Origin of the sequence: Corynebacterium argentoratense, from assembly GCF_021491455.1 — a bacterium.
GTDB classification, from domain to species: domain Bacteria; phylum Actinomycetota; class Actinomycetes; order Mycobacteriales; family Mycobacteriaceae; genus Corynebacterium; species Corynebacterium argentoratense_A.
Genome location: NZ_JAKETN010000003.1, coordinates 141,737 through 159,025, shown reverse-complemented (window position 1 = coordinate 159,025; position 17,289 = coordinate 141,737). Strand labels below are relative to the sequence as shown.

Here is a 17,289-nt window from a genome sequence, read left to right as displayed (position 1 = left end):
GATCATTAGAACTTCAGACCACCTTCACGTGCGGCGTCAGCCAGAGCGGCAACGCGGCCGTGGTACTTGTAACCCGCACGGTCGAAGACAATGGCTTCGATGCCAGCAGCCTTGGCGCGCTCAGCGATGAGCTGGCCAACCTTAGCTGCCTTTGCCTTCTTGTCACCTTCGAGTGCACGCACGTCTGCTTCGATGGTGGAAGCAGCGGCCAAGGTGTGGCCCTTCAGGTCGTCGATGACCTGGACGTGCATGTGGCGAGAGGTGCGGTGCACGACGAGACGGGGGGTCTCGGCGGTGCCACGCAGGTTCTTGCGGATACGGAAGTGGCGGCGTGCGCGAGCGACGCGGCGTCGGGTGGAAATGTCCTTGCCGATGGGCAGGCGCTTGTTTTCTGCAGTGTTGCTCATTACTTACCCGTCTTTCCGACCTTGCGGCGGATCTGCTCACCCTCGTAGCGGATGCCCTTACCCTTGTAAGGATCATCCTTGCGCAAACGACGGATGATAGCTGCGATCTGGCCGACTTTTTGCTTGTCGATACCCGTGATGGAGAACTTGGTGTTGCCATCAACTGCGAAGCTGATGCCTTCCGGAGCCTCGATCAGGATGGGGTGGCTGTAGCCCAGGGAGAACTCCAGGTTGGAGCCCTTGGCCTGAACACGGTAACCGACACCGAAGATTTCCATCTTGATGGTGTAGCCCTCGGTGACACCAACAACCATGTTGTTGATCAGCGAGCGCGACAGACCGTGGAGTGCACGGTTCTTGCGGTTGTCGTCGGGGCGGGTGACAACGATTTCGTTGTCCTGCTGTGCGACGACGATCGGGGCGGGGATGTCCTGGCTCAAGGTACCCTTGGGGCCCTTGACCTCGACGTGCTGGCCGTCGAGCTTGATTTCAACTCCGCTGGGGATTGCGATGGGGTTCTTACCGATACGCGACATTTATCTCAATCCTCCCTTACCAGACGTAGGCGAGAACTTCTCCGCCTACGCCCTTCTCGGTAGCCTGACGGTCGGTCAGCAGACCCTGGGAGGTGGAAATGATAGCCACGCCCAGGCCGCCGAGAACCTTCGGCAGGTTGGTGGACTTGGCGTACACGCGCAGACCCGGCTTGGAGACGCGGCGTAGGCCAGAGATGGAGCGTTCGCGGTTACGGCCGTACTTCAGCTCGAGAGTCAGGGTCTTGCCGACCTTGGCGTCTTCGACGGTGTAATCAGCGATGTAGCCTTCGGACTTCAAGATGGAGGCGATGTTGACCTTCAGCTTGGAGGAGGGCATGGACACGGTGTCGTGGTACGCATTGTTTGCGTTGCGCACGCGCGACAGCATGTCGGCAATGGGATCAGTCATGGTCATAAGACGACCTTGATGCCTTTCTCGTTGCGGTTCCTTCTCACCCGGCGTTATCGCCTTTTCACGGGCCACTTATCGCTTGAGTCGCTCAGTAGCGGTCAAGCTCGCTGCCAACAAAAGGGGGCGGACGCCGTTGGGCGAGGGGCCTACAACAAAGTAGGAGTTTACGTTTGAATTGGGCATGTGCGCTGGGCACACAAGTCCAACGGGCAATCTTAGGGCATCGGTGCTTGTTGTCGCAAGTGCCTGCGGCGTTTTCGCGCGCGCCGTGGCTTTAATTAATGACGCCGCGGAGGCGCTTTGGGGCACGCTGTTTTTCGCGGGGGTGATGGAGCTACCTGATGAGGTGGGTGTGCATAAATATCGGGTGGGGCGGCCACCTTTTCTTGGCGACCTGGGGAAATAGACGGTGAAGTGCCCACCCACCCGAAATGTGTGCATCTTGAGCCCTCGCAGAAAGACGACCTAGGAAAACGCCCCACCAACCGACCAAGTTGCACACATTTTGACACCCACCACAGCCAACCACCCGACGGCACAAGGAATATTTCGGCGGCGCGTGCGTTGCATGAAAGGTAACAATCCCATGAACCTGGAGGAACCTTTGTCCACCGATGTTTACACCGCCATCAATAATCGCCGCGCTATCCGCGAGTACACGACGGAGCCGATCGCCCAGGAGGTCCTCGACCGCGTGGTGAACGCGGCCCTCGAAGCACCGAGTGCGTTTAACCTGCAGCTTCGTGACGTCGTGGTGGTGCGGGATCCGGAGATTAAGCAGGCGTTGACGGATTCCTCCCAACAGCCCCAGTTTGCGGCGGCGGATACTGTGCTTGTGTTCGTTGCGCGCGTGGAGGCTGTACCTGATGACGCCGCGGAGATCCTGCCTGCGGATTATCTTGCGCGTGTCGAGAAGATCAAGGCTGCTGCTTCACCTGCAGCCTTGCGCGAGAATGCGTTGAAGGATGCAATGCTCGCGGCTGGTTTTGCCCTCGTTGCGGCGAGTGCGGAGGGGTTGGCGACCAGTCCGACGACGGGTTGGGATGAGGAGAAGGTGAAGGAGATCATCGGCCTGGGCGGCCGAGAGGATCGTGCCATTGGTTTGGTTGTAGCGATGGGACACCCGGCAGCAACCGCCAAGCACCCGGGGCGTCAGGCTTCACGTCGTGTGGAGGAGCACTACAGCTAGCCCGCGACCCGGCTAGATCGGCACCCCGGCTAGCCGCGCTCCCCTAATTAGCCAATCACGCGCACAGAACCGTCGGCGTCTACGGCTGCGGTGCCGGTCATGCGGCCGGCGATGACCGGTACCGCCCAGGGGTTTATCCTGCAGAAAGCTATCTCCCCTACCTTCGACGCCGCGGGCTACATTCGCACCGCACAAGAGTGGGCAGACACGATAAGACCTTAGCGGTGCAGCTCGTGTTCTAGAGCCTCTAGCTCGCCACCACCGGCCATCTGCTGGGTGAGCTCCTCGAGGGTGACCTCATCACGGGGCGCGGACAATACCTGGCGCCCAAGCTTCAGGATGCTGAACTGGTCGCCCACCAGATGCGCATGGTGCGGGTTGTGGGTGATCAGCACAACGGCGATGCCCCGCTCGCGCGCCTCCCCCACGAACTTCAGCACCATCCCGGACTGCTTCACACCGAGCGCGGCGGTCGGCTCGTCTAGAATGACGACGCGGGCGCCGAAGTAGATCGCGCGCGAAATCGCCACAACCTGCCGCTGTCCGCCGGACAGGTGGCGGATCTGCACGTCGATGTCAGGGATGTCGATGCCTAGACCACCGAGCTGCGCGCGGCAGATCTGTCGCATTTCATTGATCTTCAGTCGACCGAATGGTTGGCTGACCAGTTCTTGTCCGAGGAAGAAGTTGCGCCACACAGGCATGGTGGGAACCACGGCGAGATCCTGATACACGGTCGCGATGCCGGCTTTCAAAGCATCCGCGGGGTTTTTGAAGATCTGTTCTTTGCCATCGACCAGCACGTCTCCGCGTGTAGCGCGGTGCAGGCCGGACAAAATCTTAATGAGAGTTGATTTGCCCGCACCGTTGTCGCCCAGGATGCAGGTGACGGTGCCGGGGTAAATCTCCAAGTTGATATCGCTGAGGGCGTCGAAGTGGCCGTAGGATTTGTCGACGCCGCGCAGGCACACGATCGGCTGTTCGTCGCTTACAGCATTAGTTGTGGTGTTGGGTGTGCTCATTAGCGTTTCTCCGTCACTGCGGACACAGCGTTGTTGGTGAGGACTGCGAACAGCAGCATGGCGCCAAGGAAGAACTTGAACCAGTCGGGGTTCCAACCGGCGTAGACGATACCTTGGTTGGTCATGCCAAAAATCAGGGCGCCGATAGCGGTACCCACTGCGGTGCCTTTACCACCGGTCAGCGCGCAACCGCCGATGACTGCGGCAATGATGTAGAGGAACTCATTGCCCACACCCTGGCCTGCCTGGATGGAGTCGAAGGCGAAGAGGTTGTGCATACCGACAAACCACGCAGCAAACCCGACGAACATGAACAGGTAAATCTTCACGCGGTTGACGGGCACACCGACGGCGTGCGCGGCGTTTTTGTCGCCACCGACGGCGAACACCCAGTTACCAAAGCGGGTCTTGTACAGAACAAAACTCGCGATGGCGACAAACAGGACCCACCACAAGATGGTGACCTTGATCGACACCGACCCGATGTGGAAGGAAGATGCGAACACCTTGTGCGCGGTATCAAAACCGGCCATGTCGGCGATGGTGGGGGTCGCGACAGTACCTGCGACCATCTTGGTGATAGCCAAGTTCAGACCCTGCAGTGATAGGAACGCAGACAGGGTAATCAGGAAGCTAGGGATACCCGTCCGGGTCACGAGGAAGCCATTGAAGGCACCGATACCCAGGGCAAAAAAGAGGGACAGCACCACGCCAACCCACGAGTTGAAGTGGCCGTTGTAGTTAATCATTGAAGCCGCCAACGCCGTGGAGGTCACCGCCACGCCGCTGGACAGGTCGAACTCGTCACCGATCATCAGCATGCCCACTGCCAGAGCCATGATGCCCATGGTGGAGGATGCGTACAGCACGGTGGCCATAGCGTCCAAGCTCCTGAACGGCGGGGCAACCACCATGAACAGAGCGAAGATCAGTACCGCGCCGAGAAAGGACGCGAGTTCGGGGCGCCGGATGATGCGGCCCCACAGGGTGCGTTCTTTCGCCCGTCCGTCTTTGGTCACGGGTGCAACCGGGGCGGATTCGGGCGCGGGGTGACGCTGCGCTTTGTAGCGTCGGAGTGCTTCGCTCATCGCAGTCCAGCCTTCGCGGCTTCTTCGATCTTGTCCACGTTGCCCTTATCGACGAATGCCGGACCAGTGTAGACCGGACGTCCACCGCCGATCGTAGAGCCGTTGCGCATCGCCAGCCACAAGGAATCGACAGCCATGTAGCCCTGGACGTAGGGCTGCTGGTCGACAGCGAAGCGGATGCGCCCGTCCTTGATGGCCTCTACGAGTTCAGCGTTGGTGTCGAAGGTAGCGACCTTGGCTTGGGAGCCTGCGTCCTTCACGGAGTTCACCGCAGCCAGACCGACGGGGGCGACCAAGCTCATGACGTAATCCACGCTGGGATCCTGTGCCAGCTTCGCTTGGATTGTTGACGTCACGCTGGTCAAGTCTTGACCGTTAACGTAAAGGTTTTCAACATTCGCGCCGGCACCGTCTTTAACACCCTGACAGCGCGCTTCTTGGGAGGAGTTGCCTTGTTCGTGAATGACGCAGAGTACTTTTTTGGCGCCTTCTTCTTTGAGGCGTTCGCCTGCGAGCGTGCCGGCAACTTTTTCGTCTTGCCCGAAGAACCCGGTGAGACCATAGTCTTGGTAGTCATTCATGCCAGCGTTAAGCCCGACGACAGGGATGCCCGCATCAACTGCGGCTTTTGCTGCAGGCCCAATAGCTTGGGCGTTAGGCAGGGTGACCGCGATGCCGTCGACACCGGAGTCAATAGCCGACTGCACCAGGTTGGCTTGGTTGGGCGCCTGAGGGTCAGACGAGTAGCGCAGTTCGATGTTGTCTTTCTTGGCTGCGTCCTCGGCCCCCTTGCGCACGAGGTCCCAGAAGGTGTCACCGGGCGCGCCATGGCTGACCATGGCGACCACTGCGCGGTCGGTGTCCACACCCCCTCCTGCCCCACCAGAGGCGGCTCCACCTACGGGAGCACCACCGGTGGGTGAGCATACTGAACAGCCAGCGGTCACTAGTGCCACTGCCCCAAGTGCAGTGGCAAGCTTTGCGGTGAGCTTCGTGCGGGAAAAAGTAGTCACGGTTATCGATTCAACGCAACCCAGTGGGAAAGGTCAAGGCCTCTACCCCCCTTTGTGAGGTGCTGGCCTACTCGTGGCGCAGCGCATCGATGGGGTTGAGCTTGGCGGCTTTGTTTGCCGGATAGAAGCCAAAGAACACACCAATGAGCAGCGAAATCAACAAGGATGCGATAATGCCCCACACGGGTGGCAGGACGAACTCCTTCATCACCATCGCGCCGCCAACACCAAACACCGTGCCGATGATGATGCCGATGATCCCACCCATGAGGCAGATAATCATGGCTTCGACCACAAATTGGACACGAATGTCGCGGGTGGTTGCACCAACGGCCTTGCGGATACCGATCTCGCTCGTGCGCTCGGTAACTGTCACGAGCATGATGTTCATGATGCCAATGCCGCCCACCAACAGTGAGATACCTGCAATGGAAGAAATCACCACGCTGATCATGGTCAGGATTTTCTGCAACGTTTGCAGTTCCGATTTGCTGTCGCGAACCTTTACCTGCGCCGCGGCGTCATCCTCATACATGGCATCGAAGAAGCGCTGCAGCTTCTTGCCAAATTCCTCCGAATCGACACCCGGTGCTGGGCGAACACCAATGTAGGGCCAAGCGTTGGCCTCATTTTTGTACTTATTCACCACCGTGTAAGGGGCGAAAAGCTCGTCGAAGTCGAAGCTGAACATGCCGCCGGACGAGCCCGCGGTCACGCCAACAACGGTGAACAATTCGGTGCCGAAGGGGCCATCGAATTGAATGCTGGAGCCCAGTGCACGCTGCGGGTCGCTGTCATACATCTTCGTGAAAACCTCATGAGAGATGACGGTGACGTTCGCCTCTGCGTCGATGTCTTCCTGCGTGATTTCGCGACCAAATTCGACATGCTTGTCGTTCATCTTGAAGTAATCGGGACCAACGCCTGTCACCGACAGGTCGATCGGGTCGGCCGACAATGCATCAAATGCGTTGGGATCGACCGCCTGGCCACTGAGACCACCGAATCCAGCGACGGTGACGCCGTAGAGGTCATCGCCGAAACGCAGCCGCAGCTTGTCCACCATCTCGGGCGTGATGCGGCTGCTATCGGGAATAGTGGCCGAATCCATGTAGAAGTTAGTGTTCGGGTTACCCTCGTTATTGCCCTGGCCTTCTTTGGGCCGCGCCTCCACAGTCACTTGGAAGTCACTGCCGCCAATGCTGTTGATGGAGTTAATCATTTTCTGGCTTGCCGCAGCACCCAGGGTGAGGATGGTGATCACTGCCGCAATACCGATAATGACGCCGAGGAGCGTCAGCAAGGATCGCAGCCCGTTGCGTTTCAGGCTGCCGAGGGCCATCAAAAATGCTTCGCCGAGTTTCATTGCGCCCCCAGGAGTGTGGCGTTGTCGACGCGACCGTCGATCATCGTGATGACTCGTTCGGTTTCGGCCGCGAGTTCGGGGTTGTGGGTAATGAAGACGATGGTTTTACCGTGCGTCTGGTTGAGATCGTGGAACAGGTCCATCACCAGACGGCCGGTGGAGGAGTCGAGTGCACCGGTGGGCTCGTCCGCCAGTAACAAGTCTGGGTTGTTGGCGAGCGCCCGGGCGATGGCAACGCGCTGCTTCTGCCCACCCGACAATTGGTTGGGCTGGTGTCCAAGCCTGTTACCCATGCCGACCATGTCAAGCAGTTCGCGGGCACGGTCGGCGCGTTCTTTACGCCCCATGCCTGCGTACATCATGGGCAGCTCGACATTCTTTTGTGCGCTGATGCGGCCGATCAGGCTGAAGTTCTGGAAGACGAATCCAATGTTTTCACTGCGGTAATGGGCAAGCTCATTGTCGTGCAGTTCCAGCATGTTGACGCCGTTAAACCAGTATCCGCCGGTGGTTGGCTTGTCCAACAGGCCGATGATGTTCATCAGTGTTGACTTTCCGCAACCGGAGGCACCCACGACGGACACGAATTCTCCGCGCGCGACATCCATATCGAGCCCGGGGATCACCGTCAGTTCGCTCGGGGTTCCCGGGTTGAATTTTTTCGTCACCCCGCGCAGCGCTAGCAGCAGGTCGACGTCGTTATTCATGGTCTTCCTTGAGGGTGACGGTCTCGCCTACTTTGTCGCGGTAGCTACCGGGATCAGTGAGGACCTTGTCGCCGTCCTTCAGACCTGAGGAAATAACGACGTCAAAATCCATCTTCTTGGAAACCTTCACGTCGCGCTTTTCGATGGTGTATTCGTCGCTGCCCTCGCCCTTAGGGACGGCAACCAGGACGGAGCGCTGCTCTTTTTCGTCTCCATCAAAAATGACGTCGCGGGGAACGGAGATGACTCCGGTTTCCTTCTGCGCCACGATCTGCATCTTGGCGTTTCCGCCGATTAGCAGGCCGTCCTTTTTGCCGGTGACTTCGATGACGACGGGGAAGTCCGGTTTGGAGTCACCAGGGTTGGGTTGAGCGACCGGCGTGTGGTTGTCGCCTGTGGTTTGAACGGCTGCTTGGGCGACGCTGGAGACGCTCTTGACCTTGCCGGTGTAGCGCTCGTAGCCGGTGGCGGGGGTGGTAAAGGTGACTTCCTGCCCGGGCTTGATCTTCGGGATGTCCGCTTCTTTGAGGACCGCGCGGATCAGTAGCTTGGAGTCGTCGACCACGGTGAGCAGCGCACCCGCGGCAGGCTTGCCCTGCTCTGCCTCGACGGTGGTCACGAGACCGCTGAAGGGTGCGTAGACATCCTTGTCGTTGATGTCGAGCTCGAGGGCTTCGGTTCCGTTGCCTTGAATGGTGCGCGTGGCGTTAGCTTGGCGCTCAGCTTGGTTGAGGGCGCGCTGCTTGTCTTTAAGGGTCTTGTTGACGTTGAAGCGTGCGACCTCAAGGTTGGTGTTGGCTTCGCGTTTCACCTCGAAGGCTTCCGCGACAGCTTTCTGCTGCTTGTAAAGGTCCAGGTTCACCCGGGCGAGGGCGTCATTATAGGCCTGCTGCTGCTCGTTGAGTGCGCGCTGGGCGTCATTCCAGCTATTGACTTGGTCGAGTGCGCCGATGATGCCGTTGGCTGCCTGGGCTGCCTCATCAGAGATCGACTGGTCGGGGGTCTCGCCGATCGGGGCGTTGTTGGAGAGGTTCACGCCAGTACGGGCCAGGCCAAGGGAAGCACTAAACAATCCGGAGCGGGCGGACTCGATGGCTTGCTCGCGGGCAACGAGGTCGGGGTTGCGGCCAGCATCCGTGCGGCTACGCACCAGATCGAATTCACGCTGAGCAACGTCATAAGCATTGTCGGCGCTGCGCGCGGCTGCCTGTGCGCTCGTGAGTTCAGGCGACATCCCCTGATCCAGCAATTGGGCGTAGTCGTTGTAGTCCTCTTGGGCATTTTCGACGGCCGTCATCGCCTCAATTAGCGCGTTGGCTTCCTGCGCCTTTTGGGTGCGAAGTTCACGTTCCTGTTGGCTAACGTCCAGCACCGCGAGCAGTTGGCCTTCGTTGACGCGCTGTCCGGCTTCAACATTGACCTGCTGGACCGGGCCGGTGATCTTCGTGTAGACCTTTACGGATTTCGCGGCGTCAATTGTGCCGCTAACCGGGATGGTGTTTTCGATATCCTGCGTGGTGACGGTCAAGACCTTCGGAGCATCCGCCTTGCTGTTGGACTTGTTGATCATGAAATATGCTGCAGCGCCCGTCGCCCCAAGCAGTAATAGCACCACCGTCGCGATAATTGCGATGACCTTTTTGCTGCTCGAACCGGATTCGGTTGCATACTCTTCACTCACGAAAGTCTCCCCTAATTGGCAGTGTGGCTGCGGCCCAGTATAGACCACTCCACCCAACCTCCCCCGGAATGCAAAAAACCCGCCGAAGCGGGTTTTTTGAAACTCAAGTATTTAAAACTTAAGAGTTTGCCTTCTTGAAGGGGAAGCCCAGCTCGCGGAGAAGCGCGCGGCCTTCATCATCATTGGTGGCAGTGGTGACGACGGTGATGTCCATACCGCGGGGGCGGTCGATCTTGTCAACGTCGATTTCGTAGAACATGGTCTGCTCGGTCAGGCCGAAGGTGTAGTTACCGTGGCCATCGAACTGCTGGTCGGACAGACCGCGGAAGTCACGAATACGGGGAAGAGCGACAGTCAGAAGACGGTCAAGGAATTCCCACATGCGGTCGCCACGCAGGGTGACGCGTGCGCCGATCGGCATGCCTTCGCGGAGCTTGAAGTTAGCGATGGACTTCTTAGCGCGACGGAGCTCAGGCTTCTGACCGGTGATCAGGGTGAGGTCTTCGAGTGCGCCGTTGATCAGCTTGGAGTCACGAGCAGCCTCGCCGACACCCATGTTGACGACAACCTTGGTGACGCCGGGGATCTGCATGACGTTGTCGTAGCCGAACTCTTCGCCGAGCTTGGTGCGGATATCAGCACGGTAGCGTGCCTTCAGACGCGGAGTGTAGTTCTCGCTCATGATTAGATATCCTTCCCGTTCTTGCGGGAGATGCGAACGCGCTTGCCGTTCTCATCTACGCGGTAGCCAACGCGGGTGGGGTTGCCGTCGGAGTCAAGAACCATCACGTTAGAGACGTGAATGGGAGCTTCCTGGGTAACGATGCCACCGGACTCTGCGCCACGCTCGGGTGCGGAGTTAGCAACGTGCTTCTTGATGCGGTTAACGCCTTCGACGAGGACCTTCTCGGTCTTCGGAAAAGCCTGGATGACCTTGCCCTTGACGCCCTTATCGGGGCCGGAGATGACGAGGACGTTGTCGCCCTTGTGGATCTTCATTAGATTACCTCCGGTGCCAGGGAAACGATCTTCATGAACTTCTTGTCGCGAAGCTCACGAGCAACGGGGCCGAAGATGCGGGTGCCCTTGGGCTCGTTGTCGTTCTTGATGATGACGGCTGCGTTCTCGTCGAAGCGGATGTAGGAGCCGTCGGGACGACGGGTTTCCTTGGTGGCGCGGACGATAACGGCCTTCACGATTTCGCCAGCCTTGACGTTGCCGCCGGGGGTGGCTTCCTTCACGGTGGCGACGATGACGTCACCGATACCAGCGAAGCGTCGGGTGGAGCCGCCGAGGACGCGGATGCACAGGATTTCTCGTGCACCGGTGTTATCGGCAACCCGCAGACGCGATTCTTGCTGAATCACTATGGGTCTCCTGACCTGGTGTCATGCGCGGCAGATTTCCGAACTGACGCGCGCGGTCTATGTTTGTCGTTGAGCTTGTTCACGCCCGGAAAAGCGCGCAACTACAAGCAACCCGAAAATTTAAGCACATAGCCGGGGATTGATTCAACTTCTCTACCGCCCTCAGCAGCCGATAGTGATGGAGTAAACATTCGGGGGCGAAGACGGTGCCCTCAACTAGCCCTTTTAGAGATATGTCAATTAAATTGGGGTCATGACTAAAAACGAGAACAACATCGACCGCATCGTCCGTGGAGTAGTCGCCGTCGCCGCCGCAATCGGCGCTGTGCTGACCTCCGGCGTACTGTCCATCGTCCTGTGGGTTGTTGCAGCGATCATGGCAGTGACCGCCGTTGCTGGCTTCTGCCCCCTCTACACACTGTTCGGCATCAACACCTGCAAGCGCTAGCCGCTTTAGCCAAATACCGCTTGGAGGGCTAGTACGCCCACCGAACCAACCAAGGCCGCCGCCGGCACTGTGATCACCCACGCCAATGCGATGGGCTTCACCAGTGACCAGTTGGCGGCTTTGTTGACGATTCCCACGCCCAAGATCGTGCCGATCAGGATGTGTGTGGACGACACCGGCAGGCCCAGCGGCAAACATGAGCTCGCCAGGAACCGCTGCTTTCGCGTTGATTTCTCCAGTGCTCAGCACATCCAGGATTGCGGCGAAGAAGTTCGCGACGTCATTTCCTCCAATATTGAAGGCCATGAACAAGCCAAAAATAATCGTCACGGCCAACATCGCGTAGTGGGCTGATTGCCCCACATAGCCGGTCGCCCACAGACCAAAAGTCACCACAGTGACCGCAAGCAGCGCACCAAACGCAAGCTGCCACGGCCAGTCGTTTCCCCGTTGTACGGAAGTCATCGATTGTGTCTTTCTGTGTCTATTCAAACCAACGTGCTCGAACAAGAGGGCCGGGAAAGGTCACGGCCCACCGGCTATTGTCGAAGCCCAAGGTGAACAGACGATGAACGCACGGGGGCATTGAGGTGCACGTTCAATGATTTTTGGGTTGCGCAAAAGCACAGCTGCAGGGTTAACTAAGCAAGTCACTAAATTTAAGAAGATTTAAGGTGCATAATGAGCTCTTCACACACTGAGGCGCAGCAGCTACGCCGCTCCCTCAAAGCCCGGCACATGTATATGATCGCCATCGGCGGTTCCATCGGCACGGGCCTCTTCGTCGCCTCCGGCGCCACCGTCGCCAACGCAGGCCCCGGCGGAGCACTACTTGCCTACGGCCTCATCGGGTTCATGGTCTTCCTGCTGATGCAATCCCTCGGCGAAATGGCCACCTACATTCCGTTGGCCGGCAGCTTCGGGGAATACGCCCGACGCTTCGTCTCCCCCAGCTTCGGCTTCGCCATCGGCTGGAATTACTGGTACAACTGGGCGATTACAGTCGCCGCCGAACTCGCGGCCGCCGCGCTGGTCATGAAGTACTGGGCGCCCAACACCCCCGGTTGGATATGGTCCGCGATCTTCCTCGCCATCCTCTTCGGACTCAATGCCCTGTCCGCCCGCGCCTACGGCGAAGGCGAATTTTGGTTTGCCCTCATCAAAGTCGCGGTCGTTATTTTCTTCCTTGTCCTTGGCGTCCTGATGATCTTCGGCATCCTCGGCGGCCCCTCCCCCGGCTTCAGCAACTGGACCCTGTCCAACGGTGAGCAATCTGCCCCCTTCGTCAATGGCGGCGCGGGCATCCTTGGCGTCTTCATGATCGCGGGCTTTTCCTTCCAAGGTACCGAGCTCGTCGCCGTCGCCGCAGGTGAAGCAGAGGATCCCGACCGCAATGTCCCCAAGGCCATCCGCACGGTCTTCTTCCGCATCTTGTTGTTCTACATCGGCGCCATCGCCGTCATCGGCTTCCTTATCCCCTTCACCGACCCCCGACTGCTGGACTCGGCGGAAGACAACATCGCCGTGGCCCCCTTCACCCTCGTGTTCGACAACGCTGGTGTGCTCGCAGCCGCAGCCATCATGAATGCTGTCATCCTGACATCCATTCTGTCTGCGGGTAACTCCGGCCTGTACGCGTCGACCCGCATGCTCTACGCACTGGCGGAAAGCGGCCAGGCGCCTAAGCTTTTCGCCAAGCTGAACTCCCGCGGCGTCCCCATCCCGGCACTCATCGCCACCACCGCGATCGGCGCGCTGTGCTTTATCTCTTCCCTCATCGGCGACGGCGCCGCCTACACCTGGCTGGTCAACGCCTCCGGTCTCGCCGGTTTTATCACCTGGATGGGCATCGCATGGTGCCACTACAAGTTCCGCCGCGCATTCCTGGCGCAAGGACACAGCGTCGACGAGCTGCCGTTTAAAGCCGTGTTCTTCCCCCTCGGCCCGATCGTTGCCCTGTTGATGTGCGCCTTTGTTGTTGCCGGCCAAAACCTAGAGGTCTACACCGGCAACATCGACCTCGGAACGCTCATCTCGGCTTACGTCGGTTTGCCCTTGTTCCTCGCACTGTGGTGGGGGCACAGGCTTGTTACCAAGGCCCCCAAGGTCGATCCGATGGAAGCCGACCTCAGCCGCCTGTAAAAACACAGCACTCCACACAAAAACAGTGGGTGCCCCTGATGTTCTCAGGGGCACCCACTGTTTATTTTTGTGCTCTTAGTCGAGTTTAAGAACCTCATCGACGGTAATCATCTTGTCGCTGGGCAGACCACGGGTTAGGGTTTGCCCGCGGAAGAAGGCTGGGTTCTTCCACCACGTCAACGCCATGGAAATAGTACCCAAAGCGAACAGCGTCACGCCGAGCATGAACACCAGGCCCACTCCGAAAATCTCGGAACCGGAACCATAGCTTGGGTCCATCGCGTCATACGACGTCTGAAAGAAGAAGGTCAGCAGCAACGCTCCACCAACCAGCGGGGAGAGGAACTTCGCGAAGAAGCTCCCAACGCTGGAGAACCATTCTTTACGGAAGTACCACACGCAGGCGAAAGCAGTCATGCCGTAGTAGAAGCACACCATCATGCCCAGTGCGGTAATGGTGTCCCACAGGACTGCCTCACTGATCACACGCATCACCGCATAGAACGCGAAGGCCACCACCGCAGCCACGAAGGTCGCGAAACCAGGGGTCTGGAACTTCGGCGAAATGTTGGCGAACTTCTTCGGCAGGGCCCCATAGAAGCCCATCGCCAGCATGGTGCGTGCAGGACCAATGAAGGTGGACTGCAATGACGCCGCGGACGACCCCAGGACTGCAAGGGACATCAGGATCGCAAGGCCACCCATGATCGGGGTGGCGAGCTCACCGAAGATGTTTTCCTGAATAGCCTGATTGCCCAGGCCATACTGCCCGTCGCCCACACCGGCGTAACTCAGTGTTGCGACAGCAATCAACTGGTAGAGCACCACAATGATCAAAATGGTCAGCGTGGCAGCCTTGCCAGGGGTGGAGCTGGAACCTTCGGTTTCCTCACTCATGGTGAGGACAACGTCCCAACCCCAATAGATGAACACCGACAGGGCGACACCCGCGGCGAAAGCCGAGAAGCTACCGACGCCCAGGGGGTTGAACCATTCCCAGCTGAACTCCATTGCATCCCACGCTTGGCCATTGTGGGCCTTCCACAAGGCCATGCAGCTGAACAGAATGAGCACAGCGAATTGGAAGCCCACTAGGGCGTACTGCACGGACTTGGTGGTGTCCAACCCGCGGTAGGAAATCAGTGCGGCGATCACCACGAACACAAAACAGGTGGCGACGTTAATCGGCACATTGCGCGTAAGCTCCGCGATTTCTGGCTTGTGCATAATCTGCGACAGCATCAGGTAGAAGAAGTCCACCGCGATACCTGCCAAGTTCGACAGCACCAGAATGGTCGCCGCGAGCAAGCCCCAACCACCGAGCCAACCGAGCACCGGGCCGAACGCGCGCGTAGCCCATGTAAAGGTTGTGCCGGAGTCCGGCATCGACGCGTTGAGCTCCTTGTACCCGATAGCCACAAGAAGCATCGGCACGAAACCCACCAGCAGGATCGCCGGCAGGTGGTCGCCTACCGCACTGGCGGTCGGGCCGAGCGCACCGGACAGGGTGTAGGCCGGGGCGATACAGCTGATGCCGATGATCGCCGCGGAGAACATCCCCACTTTGCCTTCGGAGAGGCCTTTGCTTGCAATTTCTACATCACTCACTTCAGCCACCTCTTTCGTGCATCGTATCCACGCGGAACCACCACAAGCGGCACCGTCAGGAAGCGCAAGATACGCATCGCGACGCTGCCCGCAAACACACTGGACTTCTGCTCAATGCGGGAGGAACCAACGAACAAAATATCTCCGTCGTCCCAACCGACATTTTCAATTGCATGGTTGACGTCGGTCGACTTGCCGATTGCAATGTCGACTTCTACTTGTTGACGTCGCGCTTCTGCGGCATCCATGTCGCTTGCGGCAGCAGCCTCCGCGACGTCATTAAGCCCGGCGCGAGCCTCATCCAGCACGCTCTGGGTGCGGGCCAGGGCATCCCCGTTGTCCTCTTCGCCAACCAGTGCCACTAGGCGCAGGGGAAGCTCCGCAGCCCCGGCGACAAGCAGGCCTTCGCTGACCAGAGAACCGGAACCGGGGCGGGTACCCACAGCACAGTTGATGCGGGTGACCGGGTGCGGGGCGTAACCGCGAGGGGCCAAAGCAACCGGCACTGGGCAACCGAACAACAGGTCGTGCGCAACCGTGCCCAGCTTGTGCCGCTTGAGCGGCGAAGACGACGCACCGCCAACCACGATGATGCGGGCGCCTAGCTCCTCGCGGGCACGCAGCAAACCATCGGCCGTGCTGCTGCCAGAGAAGACATGACCACGCGCGTTAATACCCTCCGGTACGCGAGCAAGTGCGCCTTCCAACCACTTGAAAGCTTGGCTGACGAGGATGTCCGCCACCCCACCGGTCGGGGGGTATTCGGCACTGAAGACGTCGTGCCGGCGCAACACCAGCACGATCTCTAGGTCGTAGCCGAAGGTCTTGGCCATCTCGATACCAAGGTTGAGGGAATCAAGCCCCTGGGGGGTTGCCTCGTAGCCGACGATGCACCTCATGGCCTATCCTCCCAGACGCTCAATGAGCTCGCCGGAGACCTTGTGGCCCATGCGCACCGCACCGTCAACGTGCTGGTAGCCTTCGCCCGCAATGTCGGAGCATGCGAAGTGGATCGGGCCGACCGGGACGGTGTTGTACTTGCCCCAACGAGCCAGGCCACCCAAGTCGTAGGAGCACGCGTAGGCGCCGCGAGTCCACTCTTCTGCACCCCAGTCGGACAGGTAGAAGGACTCGGGGTTGAGGGTCTCCTCGCCCAGCATCTTGGCCATAGCCTCAAGGATGGTGCGCTTGCGCTCCCCCTCCGGCAGGGCGAACATTTCCTCAGCCTTCTCATCGACAACGAAGCCGACGAGGGTGCCGCGCTCGTCACCATGGTTGGTGTTGTCGTAAATCTCCTGAACCAGGTGGTTGGAGGAGAAGCAGGTGCCGGACAGGCCCTTGTCGCGCCAGAAGGGGGTGGCGTAGGTTGCGTGGACCTTGATCACCAGGCCCATGGACTGGTGCTGGTGCATGATGTGCTGGGTGCGGGGCAGCTCCGGCACGTAAGAAATGCGGTTGTAGAGGTTCGGCGGAACCGCAAGGATGCAGTACTGCGCGCGCACCACGACGTCATTATCCGCGTGAACAGTGACACCTTCGTCGGTGTACTCGAGGGTGCGGACCGGGGAGGACAGGATGATGTTGTCTTCGCCGATTTCCTCAGCCATCTTCAGCGATACCGATTGCATGCCGCCGACGACGCGGGCGTCCAGGATGAAGTCCTCGTCCACCAGGTTGGTGAAGCTGCCAGCAGATGCGGCCATGTGGAAGGCCTGCAGCGCGGAGAATGCGTGATCGGGCTTAGTGAGCATGCCGCCGGCGATGAACAGGCCAATGTTCTTGCGGGCCTCTTCGTCGTCGCTCTGCTCCTTCAGCCACTGCTTAAAGCTGATGGAATCCCATTCCTTAGCGCGGGGGTGCTCCCACGGTGCGGCCGGGTCGAGCTCCGCGACAATGCCGTCCATGACCTCGATGAGTCGCTCCATCTCGGCCTGCGTCTCGGGCGCGCAGGGGAAGATCTCGCCGGTGTAGCGCTTCACCTCTCCGTCCATGCCGAGGTAGATGGAGTCGCCCTCGCGGTAGCGCTGGAAGGTCTCCAGGCCCAGTTCCTTGATCAGGGCAATCAGCTCGGTCTGGTCCGGGGAGACCCACTGGCCACCGATCTCGTACCAAGCACCATCCATGACGTCGGAGCGGGTACGGCCACCGACGCGGTCTCGGGCCTCAACGACCACGATGGACTTACCAGCGGCCTTCAACTTGCGGGCGGCGGACAAGCCACACGGGCCAGCACCAATAATGGCGACATCTACAGTGCGTTCAACAGACATGTTTTTCTCCTTCAAACTGTTTGGTGGGGGTGT

Annotated in this window: 18 protein-coding genes and 1 pseudogene; 3 read left to right on the top strand and 16 right to left on the bottom strand. The window is 59.4% G+C overall.

The features are described from left to right. Positions 1–5 precede the first annotated feature (5 nt). From rplR to rpsH, 3 genes are read right to left on the bottom strand one after another with little or no spacing between them, the layout of a single operon-like run. Positions 6–407: a 50S ribosomal protein L18 gene (rplR, locus tag L1C91_RS05130; RefSeq protein ID WP_020975599.1), complete on the bottom strand. Its 402-nt coding sequence runs from the start codon at positions 405–407 to the stop codon at positions 6–8. Next, a complete protein-coding gene (rplF, locus tag L1C91_RS05125) occupies positions 407–943 on the bottom strand; it encodes a 50S ribosomal protein L6 (protein ID WP_020975598.1) in 537 nt (178 codons plus the stop codon). The genes rplR and rplF overlap by 1 nt, the downstream gene beginning before the upstream one ends. A 16-nt stretch (positions 944–959) precedes the next feature. Continuing rightward, positions 960–1,358 (bottom strand): 30S ribosomal protein S8, encoded by a 399-nt coding sequence (gene rpsH, locus L1C91_RS05120; protein ID WP_020975597.1) that lies wholly within the window; start codon positions 1,356–1,358, stop codon positions 960–962. A gap of 601 nt (positions 1,359–1,959) precedes the next feature. On the opposite strand from rpsH, the gene L1C91_RS05115 reads away from it, so the two are divergent. Beyond that, entirely contained in the window at positions 1,960–2,544 is a 585-nt protein-coding gene (locus L1C91_RS05115; protein ID WP_419178716.1) for a nitroreductase family protein, read from the top strand. A 218-nt stretch (positions 2,545–2,762) separates the two neighbouring features. Here the strand turns inward: L1C91_RS05115 and L1C91_RS05110 are convergent, their stop codons facing one another. From L1C91_RS05110 to rplN, 9 genes are all read right to left on the bottom strand, one after another. After that, complete coding sequence (locus L1C91_RS05110) at positions 2,763–3,566, bottom strand: ATP-binding cassette domain-containing protein (RefSeq protein ID WP_234858314.1); 804 nt, start codon at positions 3,564–3,566, stop codon at positions 2,763–2,765. Then, positions 3,566–4,654: an ABC transporter permease gene (locus L1C91_RS05105; RefSeq protein ID WP_020975594.1), complete on the bottom strand. Its 1,089-nt coding sequence runs from the start codon at positions 4,652–4,654 to the stop codon at positions 3,566–3,568. Before L1C91_RS05105 ends, L1C91_RS05110 begins: the two co-directional genes overlap by 1 nt. Next, entirely contained in the window at positions 4,651–5,667 is a 1,017-nt protein-coding gene (locus L1C91_RS05100; RefSeq protein WP_081761582.1) for a sugar ABC transporter substrate-binding protein, read from the bottom strand. The genes L1C91_RS05105 and L1C91_RS05100 overlap by 4 nt, the downstream gene beginning before the upstream one ends. A gap of 67 nt (positions 5,668–5,734) precedes the next feature. Next, entirely contained in the window at positions 5,735–7,033 is a 1,299-nt protein-coding gene (locus L1C91_RS05095; protein ID WP_234858313.1) for an ABC transporter permease, read from the bottom strand. Beyond that, positions 7,030–7,740, bottom strand: coding sequence for an ABC transporter ATP-binding protein (locus tag L1C91_RS05090; RefSeq protein WP_234858312.1), 711 nt, complete (start codon positions 7,738–7,740; stop codon positions 7,030–7,032). Before L1C91_RS05090 ends, L1C91_RS05095 begins: the two co-directional genes overlap by 4 nt. Next, entirely contained in the window at positions 7,733–9,421 is a 1,689-nt protein-coding gene (locus tag L1C91_RS05085) for an HlyD family efflux transporter periplasmic adaptor subunit (protein WP_234858311.1), read from the bottom strand. The genes L1C91_RS05090 and L1C91_RS05085 overlap by 8 nt, the downstream gene beginning before the upstream one ends. 118 nt (positions 9,422–9,539) lie before the next feature. After that, a complete protein-coding gene (rplE, locus tag L1C91_RS05080) occupies positions 9,540–10,103 on the bottom strand; it encodes a 50S ribosomal protein L5 (RefSeq protein ID WP_020975589.1) in 564 nt (187 codons plus the stop codon). Between the two features lie 2 nt (positions 10,104–10,105). Beyond that, the gene (gene rplX / locus L1C91_RS05075; protein ID WP_020975588.1) at positions 10,106–10,420 is read right to left on the bottom strand and encodes a 50S ribosomal protein L24; all 315 of its coding nucleotides are present in this window, start codon (positions 10,418–10,420) and stop codon (positions 10,106–10,108) included. Further along, positions 10,420–10,788 carry a 50S ribosomal protein L14 gene (gene rplN, locus L1C91_RS05070; RefSeq protein ID WP_020975587.1) on the bottom strand — a complete coding sequence of 123 codons (369 nt, stop codon included), beginning with the start codon at positions 10,786–10,788 and terminating at the stop codon, positions 10,420–10,422. Before rplN ends, rplX begins: the two co-directional genes overlap by 1 nt. A gap of 253 nt (positions 10,789–11,041) precedes the next feature. Between rplN and L1C91_RS05065 the strand changes: the two genes are divergently transcribed. Then, positions 11,042–11,236 carry a YgaP family membrane protein gene (locus L1C91_RS05065; protein ID WP_234858310.1) on the top strand — a complete coding sequence of 65 codons (195 nt, stop codon included), beginning with the start codon at positions 11,042–11,044 and terminating at the stop codon, positions 11,234–11,236. A 5-nt stretch (positions 11,237–11,241) separates the two neighbouring features. Here L1C91_RS05065 and L1C91_RS05060 read toward each other — a convergent pair. Then, positions 11,242–11,539, bottom strand: a pseudogene (locus tag L1C91_RS05060) (inorganic phosphate transporter); the annotation flags it as partial. A gap of 378 nt (positions 11,540–11,917) precedes the next feature. On the opposite strand from L1C91_RS05060, the gene L1C91_RS05055 reads away from it, so the two are divergent. Then, complete coding sequence (locus L1C91_RS05055) at positions 11,918–13,378, top strand: amino acid permease (protein WP_234858309.1); 1,461 nt, start codon at positions 11,918–11,920, stop codon at positions 13,376–13,378. 75 nt (positions 13,379–13,453) lie between these two features. Here the strand turns inward: L1C91_RS05055 and L1C91_RS05050 are convergent, their stop codons facing one another. From L1C91_RS05050 to L1C91_RS05040, 3 genes are read right to left on the bottom strand one after another with little or no spacing between them, the layout of a single operon-like run. Beyond that, entirely contained in the window at positions 13,454–14,986 is a 1,533-nt protein-coding gene (locus L1C91_RS05050) for an APC family permease (protein WP_328219585.1), read from the bottom strand. Further along, positions 14,983–15,885 carry a universal stress protein gene (locus L1C91_RS05045; RefSeq protein WP_234858308.1) on the bottom strand — a complete coding sequence of 301 codons (903 nt, stop codon included), beginning with the start codon at positions 15,883–15,885 and terminating at the stop codon, positions 14,983–14,985. The genes L1C91_RS05050 and L1C91_RS05045 overlap by 4 nt, the downstream gene beginning before the upstream one ends. 3 nt (positions 15,886–15,888) lie before the next feature. Beyond that, positions 15,889–17,256, bottom strand: coding sequence for a flavin monoamine oxidase family protein (locus tag L1C91_RS05040; RefSeq protein WP_234858307.1), 1,368 nt, complete (start codon positions 17,254–17,256; stop codon positions 15,889–15,891). Positions 17,257–17,289 lie beyond the last annotated feature (33 nt).